We start from the raw sequence: 14,999 nt of genomic DNA, 5'->3' as shown, positions 1-14,999 counted from the left end.
TGGTTGAGGACGTGATCGGCACGGTAGAGGAGCTTGAGGAGTACAAGCGTCTGCCTGCTGTGCAAGGATATTACGAATGAGGACCCGGCGATGTCACTCGGCTCATTTATTCCCTGAAGCCAAAGCAGCCGATCACAATGACCGGCTGTTTTTTCTTTCTGATTGAGTTTATGGCTAGCATAACAAGCTATAGAGTTCTCGTTTTTGAAAGAATGGTTAATCGATGACGGATAAATGGTTACCTCCAAAATGTAATTTTGTCAGAGCTTAATCGAACCGACTCATGCCCGTTTTCTTTGGCTTTTCCTAATGAAATGATCATAACTGGAGCATAGCGTTCTTCATCTAAATCGAATGCTTTTGCTAACTGATCCACTTCAAAGCCTGCCATTGGATTCGTATCATACCCGTGTGCACGAGCTACTAACATGAACTGCATGGCAAAGAGGCTGCTATCGACTTTTGCAACTTCAACTTTCATTTCTTTTGATAGAGACGGAAACAGGGATAGAATAGTTTCGAGTTGACGATCTCGTACTTCAGCTGGCATTTTTCCTTGTTCCACAGCTGTATTGTAAATTTCTTCAGCATATAAGTAGCTTTGGGTATCGCCAAAAATTAATATCATGGCTGATGAAGTATCATTTTGTAGTGTATTGAAACGCACAAGAGGTCTTAGCTTTTCTTTTCCTTCCGGAGTATCGACCACAATTACACGCCAAGGCTGCATATTTGCAGAGGATGGAGCCAGACTGGCTTCCGAAATCATGTCGCTTATCTCTTCCTTCGATATTTTAAAATTCTCATCATAATTACGGACAGAACGTCGACCCATAACGATATTGGCGAAATCATTGTTTTGAATATGGTTAAACATAGAACCTCTCCTTTTGATAACCTAGATTTTTTTGACATTGTGTATGTCGTTCGTTATCATATTTCGTATTATGAACTATGAACCTAGGTTTATAGCAAGAAATAAAGAGGTCCTATTATGAAAATAAACGATGTTTCAAAATTAACGGGTCTGCCCATATCAACATTAAGATTCTATGAACGTAAAAACCTAATTCCAGACAGTTATGTTAAAAGAGATGTTAATAATTATCGTGTTTATTCTGAAGAGGTTGTTGAGTTTCTAGATGATGTGAAGGCACTTTTATCCGTAGACTTTTCTATAGAAGAATTAAGTTTGCTAGTAAATCAACAACTTAATTTATCATACGAGGCAAAGACAAAAATGGTTGAACAAAAAATCAAAGAAATTGAAGAGATCCAGAAGCGATTGAAAAAGTCGAAAAAATTCTTGAATGCAGTCTTGGAAGGAAAGGCAAATTTCCAAACGAAATGTTAAGGACATTAACATAAACACAGATATATGAAAGTTAACCAGGAAAGATCCGTCATTGAACAAAATTGTACTATACTTTGTTTATTAACTTATATGCCTAGTTGAGGAGTGGAAGGGGCGGAACGATGTCATATCAAAAGGCACTTGAGACATACATAGCGGCTACGAATACGCATGATTTTGACAATGTAGCCCGGCTGCTCGACGAAGAAGCGGTCTATTGGTTTTCGGACCGGAGCTGTCATACTCTGAATGAGATTCGAGCATATTTCGAACACGCTTGGCATGTTATTCAGGATGAGGTATACCGGGCGGAGGATGTAGATTGGATCGCGAGTGATGCTTATTCGGCGGTATGTATTTATACCTTCCACTTTGAGGGTTATCATCAGGGGACATTTATGTCCGGAAGCGGGAGAGCTACGAATGTGTTTGTTTGCGATGCTGATGGCATATGGAAATTAAAGCACGAGCATTTAAGTACGATTCGATGAATCGGTTGGATAGCACTGCATAAATAAAAGAAAAAGAGTCCTTGGAGGGCTCTTTTTCCATTTGTAAAGATTGCAGGCCCTGACAGATCCATTCCAGGTTGAATTTATTAACAGAATATAAAATTACAAGAATTTATCCCATGTTTATGGAAATGTATCCCTTCTCAATCGATAGTGTAGGTTCCATGATACAAATGTATGAATATTTATTGAACAACAAGGAATCCAAGAAAGGAGGCTGTAGTAGAGCGTACGGACAGTGATTCAATCATGAGTAGAGAGGGGGAGGGAACTCTACATAGTTGCGTTGTACAAATATAAGTAACCGCTTTCAATACAAGTTGGATTTGAGCGATATGCGAAATTAGGCAAGTCATCAAAGAAACACTCGATGACACCGAGGGACAGACATTCATTGAAATGCTGTATCATTTGCAATCGAAATTTAATCAACAGAGGTGAAAACGGTGACATCCTTTATAACGAAAAAGCACCCGAAATGGGTGATATGTTTTTTGGCCTTTATTCTCATTTTTACACCACTGCTTCATGCGCCTGCATCCTATGCAGCAGAAGCTGCCCCTTCCTCAGAGACTCCCGCCATTAGCTCTGACACCGATCCGTTAACGGTAACAAGCTCGACCTACGGATCTCAGGATCCGCAGGCGCCGCAGAATCTTCGGATAGAAAGTGTATCTCATAATATGGCGATATTTCAATGGGATTTCAAACCCGTAGCGGATGACAATAATGTACAGGTGTGGGACGCGGATTCAGGCAAGTGGCTGGCTTGGGGCAATTATTGGACCCGTGCCGTGACCGGATTGACACCTGAAACGACCTATAGGATCTATATTACTTGGGATGGCGACGTGAAAAAAGAACACAGAAGCAATGTATTGGAATTCACCACAACCAAAGACGAAGCTGAATATAAAGATGCACCGTTGACTCCTCCAAGCCATCTTAAAATTGACGATGTAACAAAAGATACGGTTGCGCTGAGTTGGGGTTCGAGTCCCGGAGCCGAAGCTTATGACATTTATATTAATGGAGCATGGAAAGGCGGCACTTGGGAAAACTCCGTTACCACAGCTACCTATGGACCTTTGGAAGCAGGAGAGACTTATACTTTTAAAGTAGGTGCACAAAGGAGCGTAAACGGAGCTTTGGAAGCATCCGCCAATAGTAATGCCGTTACTCTTAAGTGGGGGGAACTGGCTCAGCCCGAAGGGCTGCAGGTAGTCACGGCTACACGATCTACGGTTTCACTAGGCTGGGCACCGGTGCCTGGGGCCACAAGCTATGATATTTATCAGGATGGAGCAAAGGTTGGTTCGAGTAGCGAGAGTCGGTATGTAGCTGCTGGATTGGAAGAAGGCAAGACCTATTCGTATAAGGTAGTGGGCCATAACGGACTATGGACTTCGCCTGAAAGCGAAGCTGTGCCGGTTGTGCCTGGCAGCAACTATAACAATATTACGTATTACACATCATGGTCGGCTAGTACCAAAGATCGTAATTTTCATCCTGGCGACTTGGATCTATCACAGATCACCCACATTAACTATGCCTTCGCAGATGTATGTTGGAAGAAATACGGAAGCGGACCGAGAGCCTGTGAAGATCCTAATATTCCTGCACAGGACCGATACGTCCATGATGGCGAAATTGTGATAGGAGATCCTACGTTTGATTTTCAAAACTTCACTGCTTTTGAATTAGTAAAAGCAGCTAACCCCCACTTGAAGCTCATGATTTCCGTAGGAGGCTGGTCATGGTCCGATCATTTTTCTAACGTAGCTATGACGGAAGTGACACGCCGTGCTTTTGCCGACTCTGCCGTTAAATTCCTCCGGGAATACCGGTTTGATGGTCTCGATATTGACTGGGAGTATCCTGTTGAGGGTGGAGAAGACTCGAACTCCAGAGCACCAGAGGATACGGAAAACTTCACATTATTAATGAAAACCGTTCGCGAGGCGTTGGATGCAGCCGGTTCAGAGGACGGAAAGTATTATCTGCTGACGATTGCTTCTGGGCAGGGAGATAATTTTGTTAAAAATGCAGATCTTGCGAATTCCGTGAAATATCTCGATTTCATCAATATCATGACTTACGATTTTAGTGGAAGCTGGGAGACGCTGGGTCATCATAATGCACCACTGTTCTATGACAAAGAGCATCCAAAGGCAGCCTCATCCGCTTCAAGAAATCATGTGCTCGGCGGATTGTTAGGTCATCTGAACGGTGGGGTGCCAACACATAAATTGATCGCGGGCGTTCCCTACTACGGTAAGGGATGGGATGATTGCCCCCCTACGGGTCAATATCAAACCTGTAAGGGTGGATCCTCATTAAAATCGTGGGAAGCGGGCATTTTCGACTTCAGTGACCTCGAGAATAACTACATTGACAAAAACGGCTATCAGAGATATTGGAACGAATCCGCCAAAGTGCCTTACCTGTACAACGACCAAAATAAAGTGTTCATCACGTACAATGATGAGAACACGATGAAGTATACCGCTTCCATCGTGAAGTCGCTGGATATTGCGGGTGTCATGAGTTGGGATATCAGCGGCGACCGCAATAAGACTTTGACGACTCAACTCATTCACGACTTGCCGATCGACGGCAAAGCCAATGCTTCAGCACTCCCGGCTCCGGCGAATCTCACAAGAGTAAGTGTCGGCGAAAGCTCCATTCAGGTGAAATGGGATGCTGTGGCAGGTGCAACGGGATACGAAGTATATGTGAATCATGCTTTATCAGGTTCGGGTATAGAGAATAGTTACACCATTCATGGCCTTAATGCTTTAACTAATTACAAAATTCATGTACTTGCAGTGGATCGAACGGGAGAGGAGATTAACCGCGTCTCCAGCGCTTCGAATTTGTTGAGCGTAACGACTTTAAGCAGCAGTTCCGGTGCATCTGACGGTTCCGGCGGATCAGGAGGTTCGGGAGGCTCTGGTTCCCAAGCGCCTTCGACACCACAACCGCCTAAAGCCAAAGATCAGCTAGAGGCAAAAGTCACGCTTCATGGCGACAAAGCTGTGGTTACCATACCTACGGCTGCAGCTGTTAACAGCATTAACCTTTCGGATTCCTCCAACTTCCAGATCCATGCAGGTGCAGGTGCGAAGCAGGCAGAGGTTGAGGTTCCGCAGGAAATCATCGCAGCTCTTGCGAAAAAAGGAGCCAACGCAAGTCTCTCCATTAACGTGAACGGCACAGAATATCGGATTCCGGCTTCGCTGATGACGGTTCCCGGCCCTGTGAAAGTCTCGATTGTTTCTCCAGGGGCTGCCGATGCAGCAAGCGTGGAGACACTGTTTAAGGGAAGAGAAGTACTAGCCGATCCGCTGTTGTTCAAGCTTGAGCAAATAAACGCGGATAAGACAACGACCGAGCTGAAGCATTTCGGCAAAACCCATGTCAGCGAATTTATGACCGTCGATGCGAAAAAGATAAATGTAAAACGTGCCACCGGAGTGGTTTATATACCAGGTACTCATGAGCTTCGATCCGTTCCGACCTTGTTTAAGGTTAACGCGGATGGTACGGTAACTGTTGAAATCAAGAAAACTGGCAGCGGTATTTATGCTCTGATTCAGCAAGATATCCGGTTTAGCGACGCGATCCCTTCATGGGCAAGAGAAGACGTGGCGCAGGCTGCTGCCAAGCTGATCGTATCTGGAGAAAGTAACGGATCATTCGGCGGGGATCAACATATTTCCCGTGCCGAGATTATATCCATTGTGGTGAAAGCTTTGGGTATTCTGCCTGACGACAGTAATTCCAACTTTAAGGATGTAGATCCGAAATCACGATATGCTAGAGAGATTGCAGCGGCGAAAGCGGCAGGTTTAGTGAAGGGACGCTCAGGCGATACCTTTGATCCAAACAGCTTGATTACGCGTGAGGAATTGGCCGTCATGCTGAGTAATGTGCTGAATTATTCCGGCAAGAAGAACGAAGCCAGCCAAGGAATGTTAAACCAATTCAAAGACCACTCCAAGATTTCGTCCTATGCGAAGTCGTCCGTCGCCTTCGTAGTGGAGCAGAAGATTATGCAAGGCGTATCCGCCTCCAAGCTGGATCCGCAATCCCATGTAACCAAAGCTCAGACGGTGGTAACCGTCATGAGATTGCTGCGGGCAGTGGGTTTGTCTAACTAAACATGGATTCGTAATACAATGGGATGTCTCACAGGCGAGTTTTCACACTGCCTGGAGGCATCCTTTTTTCGATTAGGGGTTATATGCTATAGCCGGCTGAATCGCTGCTGCGTTTTTTAACAACTAAACCTGAATGGACGGGATCGAGAGGTTGAATATGCTTCGCAAGCTGAATTCCCGAGGCTTGGGTTGAACATAGCAATTGAAGAGAAATACCGCGCTGCTGCTCATGCTAAGATGAATCTATCAAATCGACGAGGTGATTCGAAATGGCTTTGAAAAGCGACAATATTTTTGTGAACTTACCTGTAAAGGACCTGGAGAGAACGAAGGACTTTTTCTCGAAAATCGGCTTTGAATTTAACGCCCAATTTACGGACAAAAATGCGGCTTGCCTGGTCATCGGCGATAACATCTTTGCCATGCTGCTCACCGAGGATTACTTCAAGACGTTCACCAAGAAAGATCTGTCGAATGCCGCCAACACAACGGAAGTGATTCTGGCATTATCCGCCGAAAGCCGGGAGCATGTGGACGAAATCGTCAATGCCGCGCTTTCCTCGGGAGGGTCGCCTTCCAATGATCCGGTGGATCATGGCTTTATGTATGGCTGGAGCTTCCAGGATCCGGATGGTCACCTGTGGGAAGTCATGTATATGGATCAGAGCCAGGTCGAATAAGAAGCATGGAAGCAAACAGATGCAGGATCTTCAACATGAAGAAGCATACACCCTAATAAAATGAAGCGGCAGCGGTCTCCGGGGGTTATGGGGGAAATCTGCCGCTTTACTTTTATTTGGAAATCCATTATATTTGTATGTGCAAACAATAAATGGTGATTCAACAGGATGAACTCAGCGAAAGAGGTAGCCGTTATGTTAAACACGTATATCAAGGAATGCCTTTACTTCACTGCCAATCGTCTTAGCCGGGTCATTACCAAGATGGCCGAAGACGAGTTTGCCGCAAGCGGATTGTCACCCACATATGCTTATTTGCTTATGGCTGTATATGAGAAGGAAGGGATCTCGCAGAAGGAATTAGGCGAAATTCTTCATCTTCAGCCTTCTACCGTAACCCGACTGGTTGAGAAGCTGGCCGTTAAAGGGCTGGTTTATAATCGAGTGGAAGGAAGGATGTCACTGATCTATACAACCGATAAAGGGAAGGCTTTGGAGAAAGTGATTCACGAGTGCTGGATGAATTTGCGCAGTCGTTACGGCGCTATATTAGGTCATGCCGAAGGTGATGAATTATCGCTGCGTTTATACGAGGTGAGTGATCAATTGGAGAATAAGGACTGAGGTCTTTATTTTCGCAAAACAATAATTGTATGTACAAACAAATTTTATATAAAAGCAGAATTGGATTAAGCATATGATTCTGATCGGGAGGTGAGTCAGGGCTGGCAAGCTAGCTGGTGACGTTGTTGTCCACAAAATAAAAGGAGTGTTGTTTATATGGAACGCGTACTCGTTATTAATGCACATCCGAGGGTAAGAAGCGAGAAATCATTGAGCTTGCAGGTACTGGAGCATTTCGTAAGTAAGTATGCAGCGCAGAATCCGGCCAGTCTGATCGAGCAGATTGATCTATATCGGGAGGACGTACCCGCCATTGACGCAAGTCTGCTAAACGGGTGGGAAAAGCTTGAGAGCGGGGAGCCGCTAACAGAGGGTGAGGAGAGGGTGATGGGACGGATGGCTGAAATCCTGCAGCAGTTCAAAGGAGCATCCAAGTATGTAATCGCCATGCCGCTGCACAATTTTAACATCCCTTCCAAGCTGAAAGATTATATGGATAACATCATCGTTCCGAAGGAAACGTTCAGATATACGGAAAGCGGCTCCGAAGGACTTCTTACCGACGGAAGAAGTGTAGTGGTCATTCAGGGCAGCGACGGCATATACACGGAGAATGATGGGTACCGAGAGGTTGAATATTCGCATAAGTACCTGAAATCCATGTTCGAATTCCTTGGCATTACGGATTATGAGATCATTCGTGCACAAGGCCGCGCCATGCTCGATGTTAAAGATATTTTGGACACAAGCCGATTGGCCGCAGCGGAAGTCGTGGAACGGTGGAGTTCCAAATAAATCACACAAAAAAGGCCCTCCAAGTGAAACTTGAAAGGGCCTTCTAACATTAATTGACTTGGACTTCTGTCGTTACCTGCCACAATACGCCGAACTTGTCTTCCAGCACCCCGAACAGCGCTCCCCAGAATTGAGTTTTCAGCGGATCAATCACCTTACCGCCCTCGGCCATGCGGTCAAAAGCTTCATGTGCTTCAGCATCGCTCTCAAACGACAGGCTCAGATGAATTCCGTTTCCGCGCTCCAAGGTTTGGAATATGGAGTCCGACATAAAGATGGGAATTCCTCCGGCTACCAGACTAAGATGCATGACCTTGTCTTTAAGCTCTTCCTTGGTTCCGGGAATCTCGCCATGGGTTTGCACGGACAGGATTTCCCCGCCCAATGCTTGGGTATAAAACTCAGCTTGCGCTTTTGCATCCTCAGAGAAAATATACGGTGTCAGTTTAGCCACGTTCAACATCCTTCCCAGTTTTAAAATGATGGATTTGTTTTCCTTGGTTTTAGTATAAACGGTCAGAATCTCCCGCATTTCTTCTGGATTGCTAAATGTTGCGGCAGCGCTAAGGCTTGTTTTACAGAATAGGTGACAGCAAGCGTGAGATGGATTCCTTGAACTTGATCCACCTTGATCGCTCCAGATACTGCTTCATCGTAAGCTGGCTGGATACCTGCAGATCCTGATGGAAGATGTGGGTCAGCTGTTTTGATAAATTCTCATCGTACAGGAACGCATTCACTTCAAAATTCAGCTTGAAGCTTCGAACATCGATATTCGCCGTGCCGACGGAAGAAATCTTCTCGTCAATGATGATTGTCTTGGCATGAATGAAGCCATTATTGTAGAGATACACGTTAGCCCCGGTTCTGAGCATTTCCCCGATATAGGATAAGGTCGCCCAATAGACAAAGGGATGGTCTGGTTTATCGGGAATCATCAGGTTAACCTCGACGCCGGACAGCGCCGCAATGCGGAGCGCATCCAGGAGACTGGCATCGGGGATAAAATAGGGCGTCTGAATATGAATCGATTTCTTGGCGGACGAAATCATTTTGATATAACCATTCTTGATGTGTTCATACCTGGAATCCGGACCGCTGGTCACAATCTGAATCCCGACATTGCCTGGCGAATCGATCTTGGGGAACAGATTCGATTCATAAAAAATATCGTGATGGTGCGAAGCTTGATTCCAGTCGAGAATGAAGCGAACCTGCATCGCATAAACAGCTTCACCTTGAATACGCAGATGGGTGTCCCGCCAATATCCGAACCTGGAGTTGAGACCCAGGTATTCATCCCCAACGTTAAATCCGCCGACATACCCGATGTCGCCATCAATGATAGCGAGCTTCCGATGATTCCGGTAATTCAAGCGCAGATTAATGAAGCGCAGCTTGGACGGGAAGAAGGCCTCGGCTTCTCCGCCGGCTTCGCGAAATGCTTTGAAGAAGCCCTTGGTTAATTGACGCGAGCCCAGTTCGTCGTATAGAACCCTTACCTTCACGCCTTCTTTTGCTTTTTTGGTCAACAGGGATATCAGCTTCTTGCCCAGCTCGTCGCGACGGATGATGTAGTATTGAATATGTATGTAGACTTTGGCTTCCTCAATATCCTGAAACAAGCGTTCGAATTTCTTGCGTCCATCCGTGAAAATTTCAACGTGGTTATCGTCCGTAAGGATCGCCTGATTCTCATTGATATGCATATGGATCAAATCGCTGCTATCCGCCGCCGCTTGATTGCTGAACGGGTATTCCCCGTTATTCATCCTCTCCATTTGAGACAGCAATACCTTCTCAATTCCCGTTTTCTGCAGATCATCCCAATGAAAGAGACGGATTCTTCTTAAATTTTGGGCGAACAACAGGTACAGCGCAAAGCCCAGAATCGGGATAAAGGACAGCACCAACAGCCATGCCCAGGTGGAGCCGGCATCCCGCCGTTCCCTGAACACCACGAACATGGAGAACACGATATTCAGTACGATGATCAGACCAAGAATGATGGATGTAACATGCAGGTTCATAATATCCTCCTAAACTATATCCTTGCCCTTGCAATCCATCATATTATACGTGAGGCGTTAGGAGAAGTATATATCGACAGGATGAAGTGAGCCGAATGGTTATAAAGGGGATGGCGTTACGCTCCGGGCATCCTATGCCAGTGCAGACGCAAGCGATTTGTGTATGCACACATGGTCATGATACGATGGTGAAAAAAATAGGAGAAGGGGCATGCTTTTTGCTGAAAATGAACAAGTTTTTCAAATTATGTCTTGCCGTGATCCTGGTCCTCATTATTATTTATTTGGGATCGCTGGTGGATTTTATATTCAGACCGGTACTTTCGTTCTTCTCGATCATCCTTGTGCCGTTGATGCTGTCAGGATTCTTCTATTACCTGCTCAGGCCGCTGGTGGATTTTCTCGAAAAGCGCAAGCTAAATCGCTCGCTGGCCATCCTGCTCCTATATGTCGTGTTTGCAGGCATACTTACAGGTTTTATTATTGGCGTATGGCCATCCCTGCGGGACCAGATCGTGGCACTTGTACAGAATGCCCCCGCATTGTTTGCTAAGCTTGGCGAGCAGCTTCAGGAATGGGAGAATAACGGCTTCTTCAAGGATATATTTCCGGAGAACGCCAATCCGCTTACACAGCTAACCGATTATTTGAACCAGGGCTTTACGTTTTTGACGAATTATATTATGAACCTGTTTTCGTTTGTTTCGAATTTTGCCATCGTTTTATTTACGTTCCCGATCATGCTGTACTACATGCTGAAGGAAGGCGGGAAGTTCGGGGAGATGATTGTCAGCTTTTTGCCTAACCGATTCAAGGAAGTCGGAGCTTCGGTGCTGGATGAAATCAATAATGCACTCAAAGGGTTTATCGTGGGTCGGGTCCTCATCAACCTGGCGCTGGGCGTCTTGATGTATATCGGCTTCCTGATTATTGGTTTGCCTTATGCGCTGCTGCTGACGGTTGTCGCGGTCATTGCAAATTTCATACCGTTTATCGGAGCCATTCTATCCTCGATCCCGATTGTGATCATCGGGTTCATCCAGTCCCCGGGGACGGCGATCTGGTCGCTTGTTGTCATCCTGGCCGCCCAACAGATTCAGGATAACCTGATTGGTCCGTATATTTTTGGCAAACAGCTGGCAATCCACCCCATTACGATCATTATCTTGGTTTTGGTGGGACAGGATCTTGGCGGAATTATAGGGATTCTGCTGGTGGTACCGATTTACATGATCATTAAGATTATCGTAACGAGAGTGTATCAGCTGTTCTTTAAAGAAAAATGGCAAAAAGCATAGAATCGGGATAAATATGTGGCCGAAGCTAGCTGCTGAAGTCGCCTAAGAGCGTGGAATCGTTCTTGGCGGCTTTTTGTATGCCCGAGGTATGAAGGGGCGCTTGACAATGATATGAAAAATATATAATCTTAAATTAAAGATATTAAATATAAAGATTGTGTGATTGAATTATACGAACGGAATCAAGTTTGGAAATATTGGGCTGGACACGAAACGATGGGGAGCGATGGATATGGCATTACATACGGCAGGCATTCATCATATTACCGCTTATGCGCAGGACACGCAGAGAAATGTTGATTTTTATACGGGGGTACTGGGGCTCAGAATGGTGAAGAAGACGGTGAATTACGATGCGCCCGAGGTTTACCATTTGTATTTCGGGGATGAGGAGGGGCACCCGGGGACCATTATTACCTTCTTTCCGTCTTCTGCCTCGCGAAGAGGGAGACGTGGAGGAGGGCAGGTTGGGTATACAACATTTGTTGTCCCTGCAGGTGCCCTGCCGTATTGGGAACAGCGATTACGGAGCTTCGGCGTCCCTGTCATGAAAGCATACCGATTTAATGAACACTATCTTCAGTTCTCCGATCGCGATGGACTTTCTCTGGAGCTGGTCGAGCGGGAAAACGGACCGAAGAGCAGCTGGTCTGTAGACGATGTGACGCCGGAAACAGCGATTAAGGGATTTGGTGGTGCGGTCCTGTTCAGTAACAAATGGAAGGAAACGAAGAAAGCATTGGAGCAGGTAATGGGGCTGACCTTCATGGGAGAGGACGTTAACTATGCACGTTTTCAGTCTGCGGGGCCCTTCGGCAACGTGATTGATTTACCGATGCGGGACATCCCGTTGGGCGCTGGAGGTGCCGGAACGACCCATCATATCGCTTGGCGGGCCCAAGATGATGGTGAGCACGGCAAATGGCACGAATGGGTGAAGCAGCATGGTTTTCACCCTACGGATATTAGGAACCGGAACTATTTCAAAGCGTTATATTTCAGGGAACGAGGGGGGATCTTGTTTGAGATCGCAACGGATCCGCCCGGATTTACGGTGGATGAAGATCTGGACTCACTCGGGGAACAATTAAAGCTTCCTGCCTGGTTTGAACCGGAGCGAGCCCGTATTGAGGAAGGTCTGGAGCCTATACAAGTCAAAATACAGGAGAGGGGCAACTCAAGTGATATCCATTGACCCGAATACCCAAAGCGAACGGGACATATACAAGCTGCTGATCGGGAGCGTTGTTCCGCGGCCGATTGCCTTTGTTACGACATTATCGGAGGATGGCGTGCTGAATGCGGCGCCGTTCAGCTATTTTTCCATTCTGTCGAGCAATCCCCCTCTGCTGTCCGTCTCCGTTCAGCGGAAGAACGGTACGGCTAAGGATACAGCGAGAAATGCCATGCAAAGCGGCGAGCTTGTCATCCATATCGTGGACGAAGACACCGTAGAAGCCGTGAACGAAACGGCGGCGAACCTGCCCCCGCATGAGAGTGAGCTTGACCGAACCCATTTAACCCCGGTCGTTAGCGAGGTCGTTAAAGTTCCCGGCGTTCTGGAATGCAAGATTCGCATGGAATGTGTGTTGGAGCAGGCCGTCACTTTGAATGGCGCGGATCAGCTTCCTGCTGCCGATCTCCTGATTGCCCGCGTAGTCCGCTTCCATGTTGCAGAGGAGCTTTACGAGCAAGGCCGGATTGACGCTGCCAAGTTGAAGCCTGTAAGCCGTATGGCGGGAAACATCTATTCTTCACTGGGAGAGATGTTTACGGTCGAGCGGCCCGTATAACAGCGGATGGGATGGATAAGGGTTAGGACGCAGCGAATATCAAGCTGTAAGCGTTCATGTACCGCTATTCGATAGCGCGTTGGTCCATGAAAGAAACGGGACTTGTGGAATATCCTGCCTGGAATATGCAAATTCTACATGAATGTGGGGCCGATATGATGAATTCACAATATAGGAGTGATCGACATATGAAGTTTGAATCCAAGGTTGTCATTGTGACGGGAGGCGCCAGCGGGATCGGTGAAGCAGCGGTAAGGCTTTTTGTAGAAGAGGGGGCCAAGGTTGTTATCGCGGATTATTCGGACCGCGGACAGGCCGTTTCCGATGAATTAAGAGGAGCAGGCTTTGAGACGCTGTTCGTTAAGACGGATGTAACCCAAGAACAGGAAGTTACGAATATGGTGAAGCAGACGGTTGAGCATTTTGGCCGTGTTGATGTATTGTTCGCCAATGCAGGCATTGCTCATGATGCGCCTGCCGATCAGTTGTCGATGGACAACTGGCAAAGAACGATTGATATTAATCTTACAGGGGTGTTCCTGTGTGATAAATATGTAATCCAGCAAATGCTATCCCAAGGAACCGGAGGGGCGATCGTAAACTGCGGCTCGATCCATAGCCATGTCGGAAAAGCGGGGGTTACCGCCTATGCTTCCGCTAAGGGAGGCGTTAAGCTGTTAACCCAGTCGATGAGCGCGGATTATGCTCCTAAAGGGATTCGGGTCAACGCCGTATGTCCGGGATATATCGATACGCCGCTTATTAAGGGAAGAACGGAAGCGATCACGCAGCATCTGGTCGGCCTTCATCCGATGGGCCGCTTGGGGCAGCCGGAAGAAGTAGCCAAAGCCGTGTTGTTCCTCGCCAGCGAAGATGCATCCTTCATTACAGGCACGAGTTTGCTGGTGGATGGCGGGTATACGGCCGTATAATTGAAGCAAAGCCCCGATATAACAATCGGGGCTTTGTTTGCAGGAGGAAAGACGAAACTTATATAATGCTGACACCAGCGCTGCCGTAACCTGCGACTGCAGTGACAAGAGTTACGCCAGCAGCTGTTGCCGAGAATACCATTAACAAGCGGGTATTGGCTGCCACCGGAATGGCCAGGCCTTCTACGAAGCCATTGCTTACCGTTCCGGGACCTACAATGCCTGTGAGCGGCGGAGCCAACGTAACAAGAGCGCCTGGTATCGGTGCGAAAGTATTGCTCGTAGCCGGTGCACTGTACAGTTGGGCTGTGATTGTAACCGTGGTTCCTGTCAGGGTAAGCGCCAAAGTAGTGCTAAAGGTAGCAGACAGTGCAGTGATGGTACCAGCTCGTGGCGTGTTAAATGCGAAGTCAAGTGCAGTACCTGCTGCTCCCGTAAGGTCGATCGTTCCACCAGCGAGGGTAACGGTAGGGCCGGAAATACCAAAGCCGACCAGACCGACTGTACCTACCAATCCGCCCAAAACAGTAGTCAGAGCAAGTGGCAGACCAGATGCGAATGGGATGATGGCTCCTCCGGCAGCTGCTCCAGTAGCCCCAGTAGCCCCAGTAGCTCCAGCAGGTCCGACGGCTCCAGCAGGTCCGACAGGCCCGACAGGCCCGACAGGTCCCGCCGGTCCGGCAGGTCCAGCAGGTCCAGCTGGTCCAGCAATACCCGTTGTCGGTCCGGCAGGTCCGGCAGGCCCGATAGGTCCAGCTGGTCCAACCGGTCCAACCGGTCCGATAGGCCCTTGAGGACCTACAGGTCCGCGGATAGCT

14 protein-coding genes and 1 pseudogene are annotated in these 14,999 nt (G+C 47.3%); 11 read left to right on the top strand and 4 right to left on the bottom strand.

What is annotated here, in order from left to right; translation table 11 throughout:
- Positions 1 to 238: 238 nt before the first annotated feature.
- On the bottom strand, positions 239 to 877 hold the full coding sequence (locus tag ACETK5_RS30840; protein WP_100541391.1) for a nitroreductase family protein: 639 nt from the start codon (positions 875 to 877) through the stop codon (positions 239 to 241).
- A 117-nt stretch (positions 878 to 994) separates the two neighbouring features.
- Between ACETK5_RS30840 and ACETK5_RS30835 the strand changes: the two genes are divergently transcribed.
- The 6 genes from ACETK5_RS30835 (at position 995) to ACETK5_RS30810 (ending at position 8,128) form a co-directional block, all read left to right on the top strand.
- The gene (locus tag ACETK5_RS30835) at positions 995 to 1,354 is read left to right on the top strand and encodes a MerR family transcriptional regulator (protein WP_100541392.1); all 360 of its coding nucleotides are present in this window, start codon (positions 995 to 997) and stop codon (positions 1,352 to 1,354) included.
- A gap of 122 nt (positions 1,355 to 1,476) precedes the next feature.
- Entirely contained in the window at positions 1,477 to 1,845 is a 369-nt protein-coding gene (locus ACETK5_RS30830) for a YybH family protein (protein WP_100541393.1), read from the top strand.
- 515 nt (positions 1,846 to 2,360) lie between these two features.
- Positions 2,361 to 6,029, top strand: coding sequence for a glycosyl hydrolase family 18 protein (locus tag ACETK5_RS30825; protein ID WP_394059619.1), 3,669 nt, complete (start codon positions 2,361 to 2,363; stop codon positions 6,027 to 6,029).
- Positions 6,030 to 6,298: 269 nt separating this feature from the next.
- Entirely contained in the window at positions 6,299 to 6,709 is a 411-nt protein-coding gene (locus ACETK5_RS30820) for a VOC family protein (RefSeq protein ID WP_326115761.1), read from the top strand.
- A 195-nt stretch (positions 6,710 to 6,904) separates the two neighbouring features.
- Complete coding sequence (locus tag ACETK5_RS30815; RefSeq protein WP_100541396.1) at positions 6,905 to 7,333, top strand: MarR family winged helix-turn-helix transcriptional regulator; 429 nt, start codon at positions 6,905 to 6,907, stop codon at positions 7,331 to 7,333.
- 156 nt (positions 7,334 to 7,489) lie between these two features.
- The gene (locus ACETK5_RS30810; RefSeq protein ID WP_100541397.1) at positions 7,490 to 8,128 is read left to right on the top strand and encodes an FMN-dependent NADH-azoreductase; all 639 of its coding nucleotides are present in this window, start codon (positions 7,490 to 7,492) and stop codon (positions 8,126 to 8,128) included.
- Positions 8,129 to 8,177: 49 nt separating this feature from the next.
- Here the strand turns inward: ACETK5_RS30810 and ACETK5_RS30805 are convergent, their stop codons facing one another.
- Together ACETK5_RS30805 and cls are read right to left on the bottom strand one after the other, a co-directional pair.
- A complete protein-coding gene (locus tag ACETK5_RS30805) occupies positions 8,178 to 8,582 on the bottom strand; it encodes a VOC family protein (protein ID WP_100541525.1) in 405 nt (134 codons plus the stop codon).
- Between the two features lie 121 nt (positions 8,583 to 8,703).
- Complete coding sequence (gene cls, locus ACETK5_RS30800; RefSeq protein WP_100541526.1) at positions 8,704 to 10,152, bottom strand: cardiolipin synthase; 1,449 nt, start codon at positions 10,150 to 10,152, stop codon at positions 8,704 to 8,706.
- A gap of 224 nt (positions 10,153 to 10,376) precedes the next feature.
- On the opposite strand from cls, the gene ACETK5_RS30795 reads away from it, so the two are divergent.
- The 4 genes from ACETK5_RS30795 (at position 10,377) to ACETK5_RS30780 (ending at position 14,181) form a co-directional block, all read left to right on the top strand.
- Positions 10,377 to 11,456, top strand: a complete 1,080-nt coding sequence (locus tag ACETK5_RS30795; RefSeq protein ID WP_100541398.1) for an AI-2E family transporter — start codon at positions 10,377 to 10,379, stop codon at positions 11,454 to 11,456.
- A gap of 232 nt (positions 11,457 to 11,688) precedes the next feature.
- Positions 11,689 to 12,651 (top strand): ring-cleaving dioxygenase, encoded by a 963-nt coding sequence (locus ACETK5_RS30790; RefSeq protein ID WP_100541527.1) that lies wholly within the window; start codon positions 11,689 to 11,691, stop codon positions 12,649 to 12,651.
- Entirely contained in the window at positions 12,638 to 13,249 is a 612-nt protein-coding gene (locus tag ACETK5_RS30785) for a flavin reductase family protein (RefSeq protein WP_100541399.1), read from the top strand. The genes ACETK5_RS30790 and ACETK5_RS30785 overlap by 14 nt, the downstream gene beginning before the upstream one ends.
- A gap of 188 nt (positions 13,250 to 13,437) precedes the next feature.
- On the top strand, positions 13,438 to 14,181 hold the full coding sequence (locus ACETK5_RS30780; RefSeq protein WP_100541400.1) for an SDR family NAD(P)-dependent oxidoreductase: 744 nt from the start codon (positions 13,438 to 13,440) through the stop codon (positions 14,179 to 14,181).
- 58 nt (positions 14,182 to 14,239) lie between these two features.
- Here the strand turns inward: ACETK5_RS30780 and ACETK5_RS32515 are convergent, their stop codons facing one another.
- Positions 14,240 to 14,746, bottom strand: coding sequence for an exosporium glycoprotein BclB-related protein (locus ACETK5_RS32515; RefSeq protein ID WP_459213717.1), 507 nt, complete (start codon positions 14,744 to 14,746; stop codon positions 14,240 to 14,242).
- Here ACETK5_RS32515 and ACETK5_RS32510 point away from each other — a divergent pair.
- Positions 14,745 to 14,972 (top strand): annotated as a pseudogene (locus ACETK5_RS32510) (hypothetical protein); the annotation flags it as partial. The gene ACETK5_RS32515 and the pseudogene ACETK5_RS32510 sit on opposite strands and share 2 nt — an antisense overlap.
- Positions 14,973 to 14,999 lie beyond the last annotated feature (27 nt).

The organism is Paenibacillus ilasis (assembly GCF_043195395.1).
Taxonomy (GTDB): domain Bacteria; phylum Bacillota; class Bacilli; order Paenibacillales; family Paenibacillaceae; genus Paenibacillus_AQ; species Paenibacillus_AQ lautus.
This window is presented reverse-complemented; position numbering and strand designations above follow the sequence as displayed.

What these genes read in the sequence shown, in the direction of transcription:
- ACETK5_RS30790 (WP_100541527.1), top strand. Translation starts at nt 11,689, where the DNA reads ATGGCATTACATACGGCAGGCATTCATCATATTACCGCTTATGCGCAG.
- ACETK5_RS30810 (WP_100541397.1), top strand. Translation starts at nt 7,490, where the DNA reads ATGGAACGCGTACTCGTTATTAATGCACATCCGAGGGTAAGAAGCGAG.
- ACETK5_RS30820 (WP_326115761.1), top strand. Translation starts at nt 6,299, where the DNA reads ATGGCTTTGAAAAGCGACAATATTTTTGTGAACTTACCTGTAAAGGAC.
- ACETK5_RS30830 (WP_100541393.1), top strand. Translation starts at nt 1,477, where the DNA reads ATGTCATATCAAAAGGCACTTGAGACATACATAGCGGCTACGAATACG.
- ACETK5_RS30835 (WP_100541392.1), top strand. Translation starts at nt 995, where the DNA reads ATGAAAATAAACGATGTTTCAAAATTAACGGGTCTGCCCATATCAACA.
- ACETK5_RS30780 (WP_100541400.1), top strand. Translation starts at nt 13,438, where the DNA reads ATGAAGTTTGAATCCAAGGTTGTCATTGTGACGGGAGGCGCCAGCGGG.
- ACETK5_RS30815 (WP_100541396.1), top strand. Translation starts at nt 6,905, where the DNA reads ATGTTAAACACGTATATCAAGGAATGCCTTTACTTCACTGCCAATCGT.
- ACETK5_RS30840 (WP_100541391.1), bottom strand. Translation starts at nt 877, where the DNA reads ATGTTTAACCATATTCAAAACAATGATTTCGCCAATATCGTTATGGGT.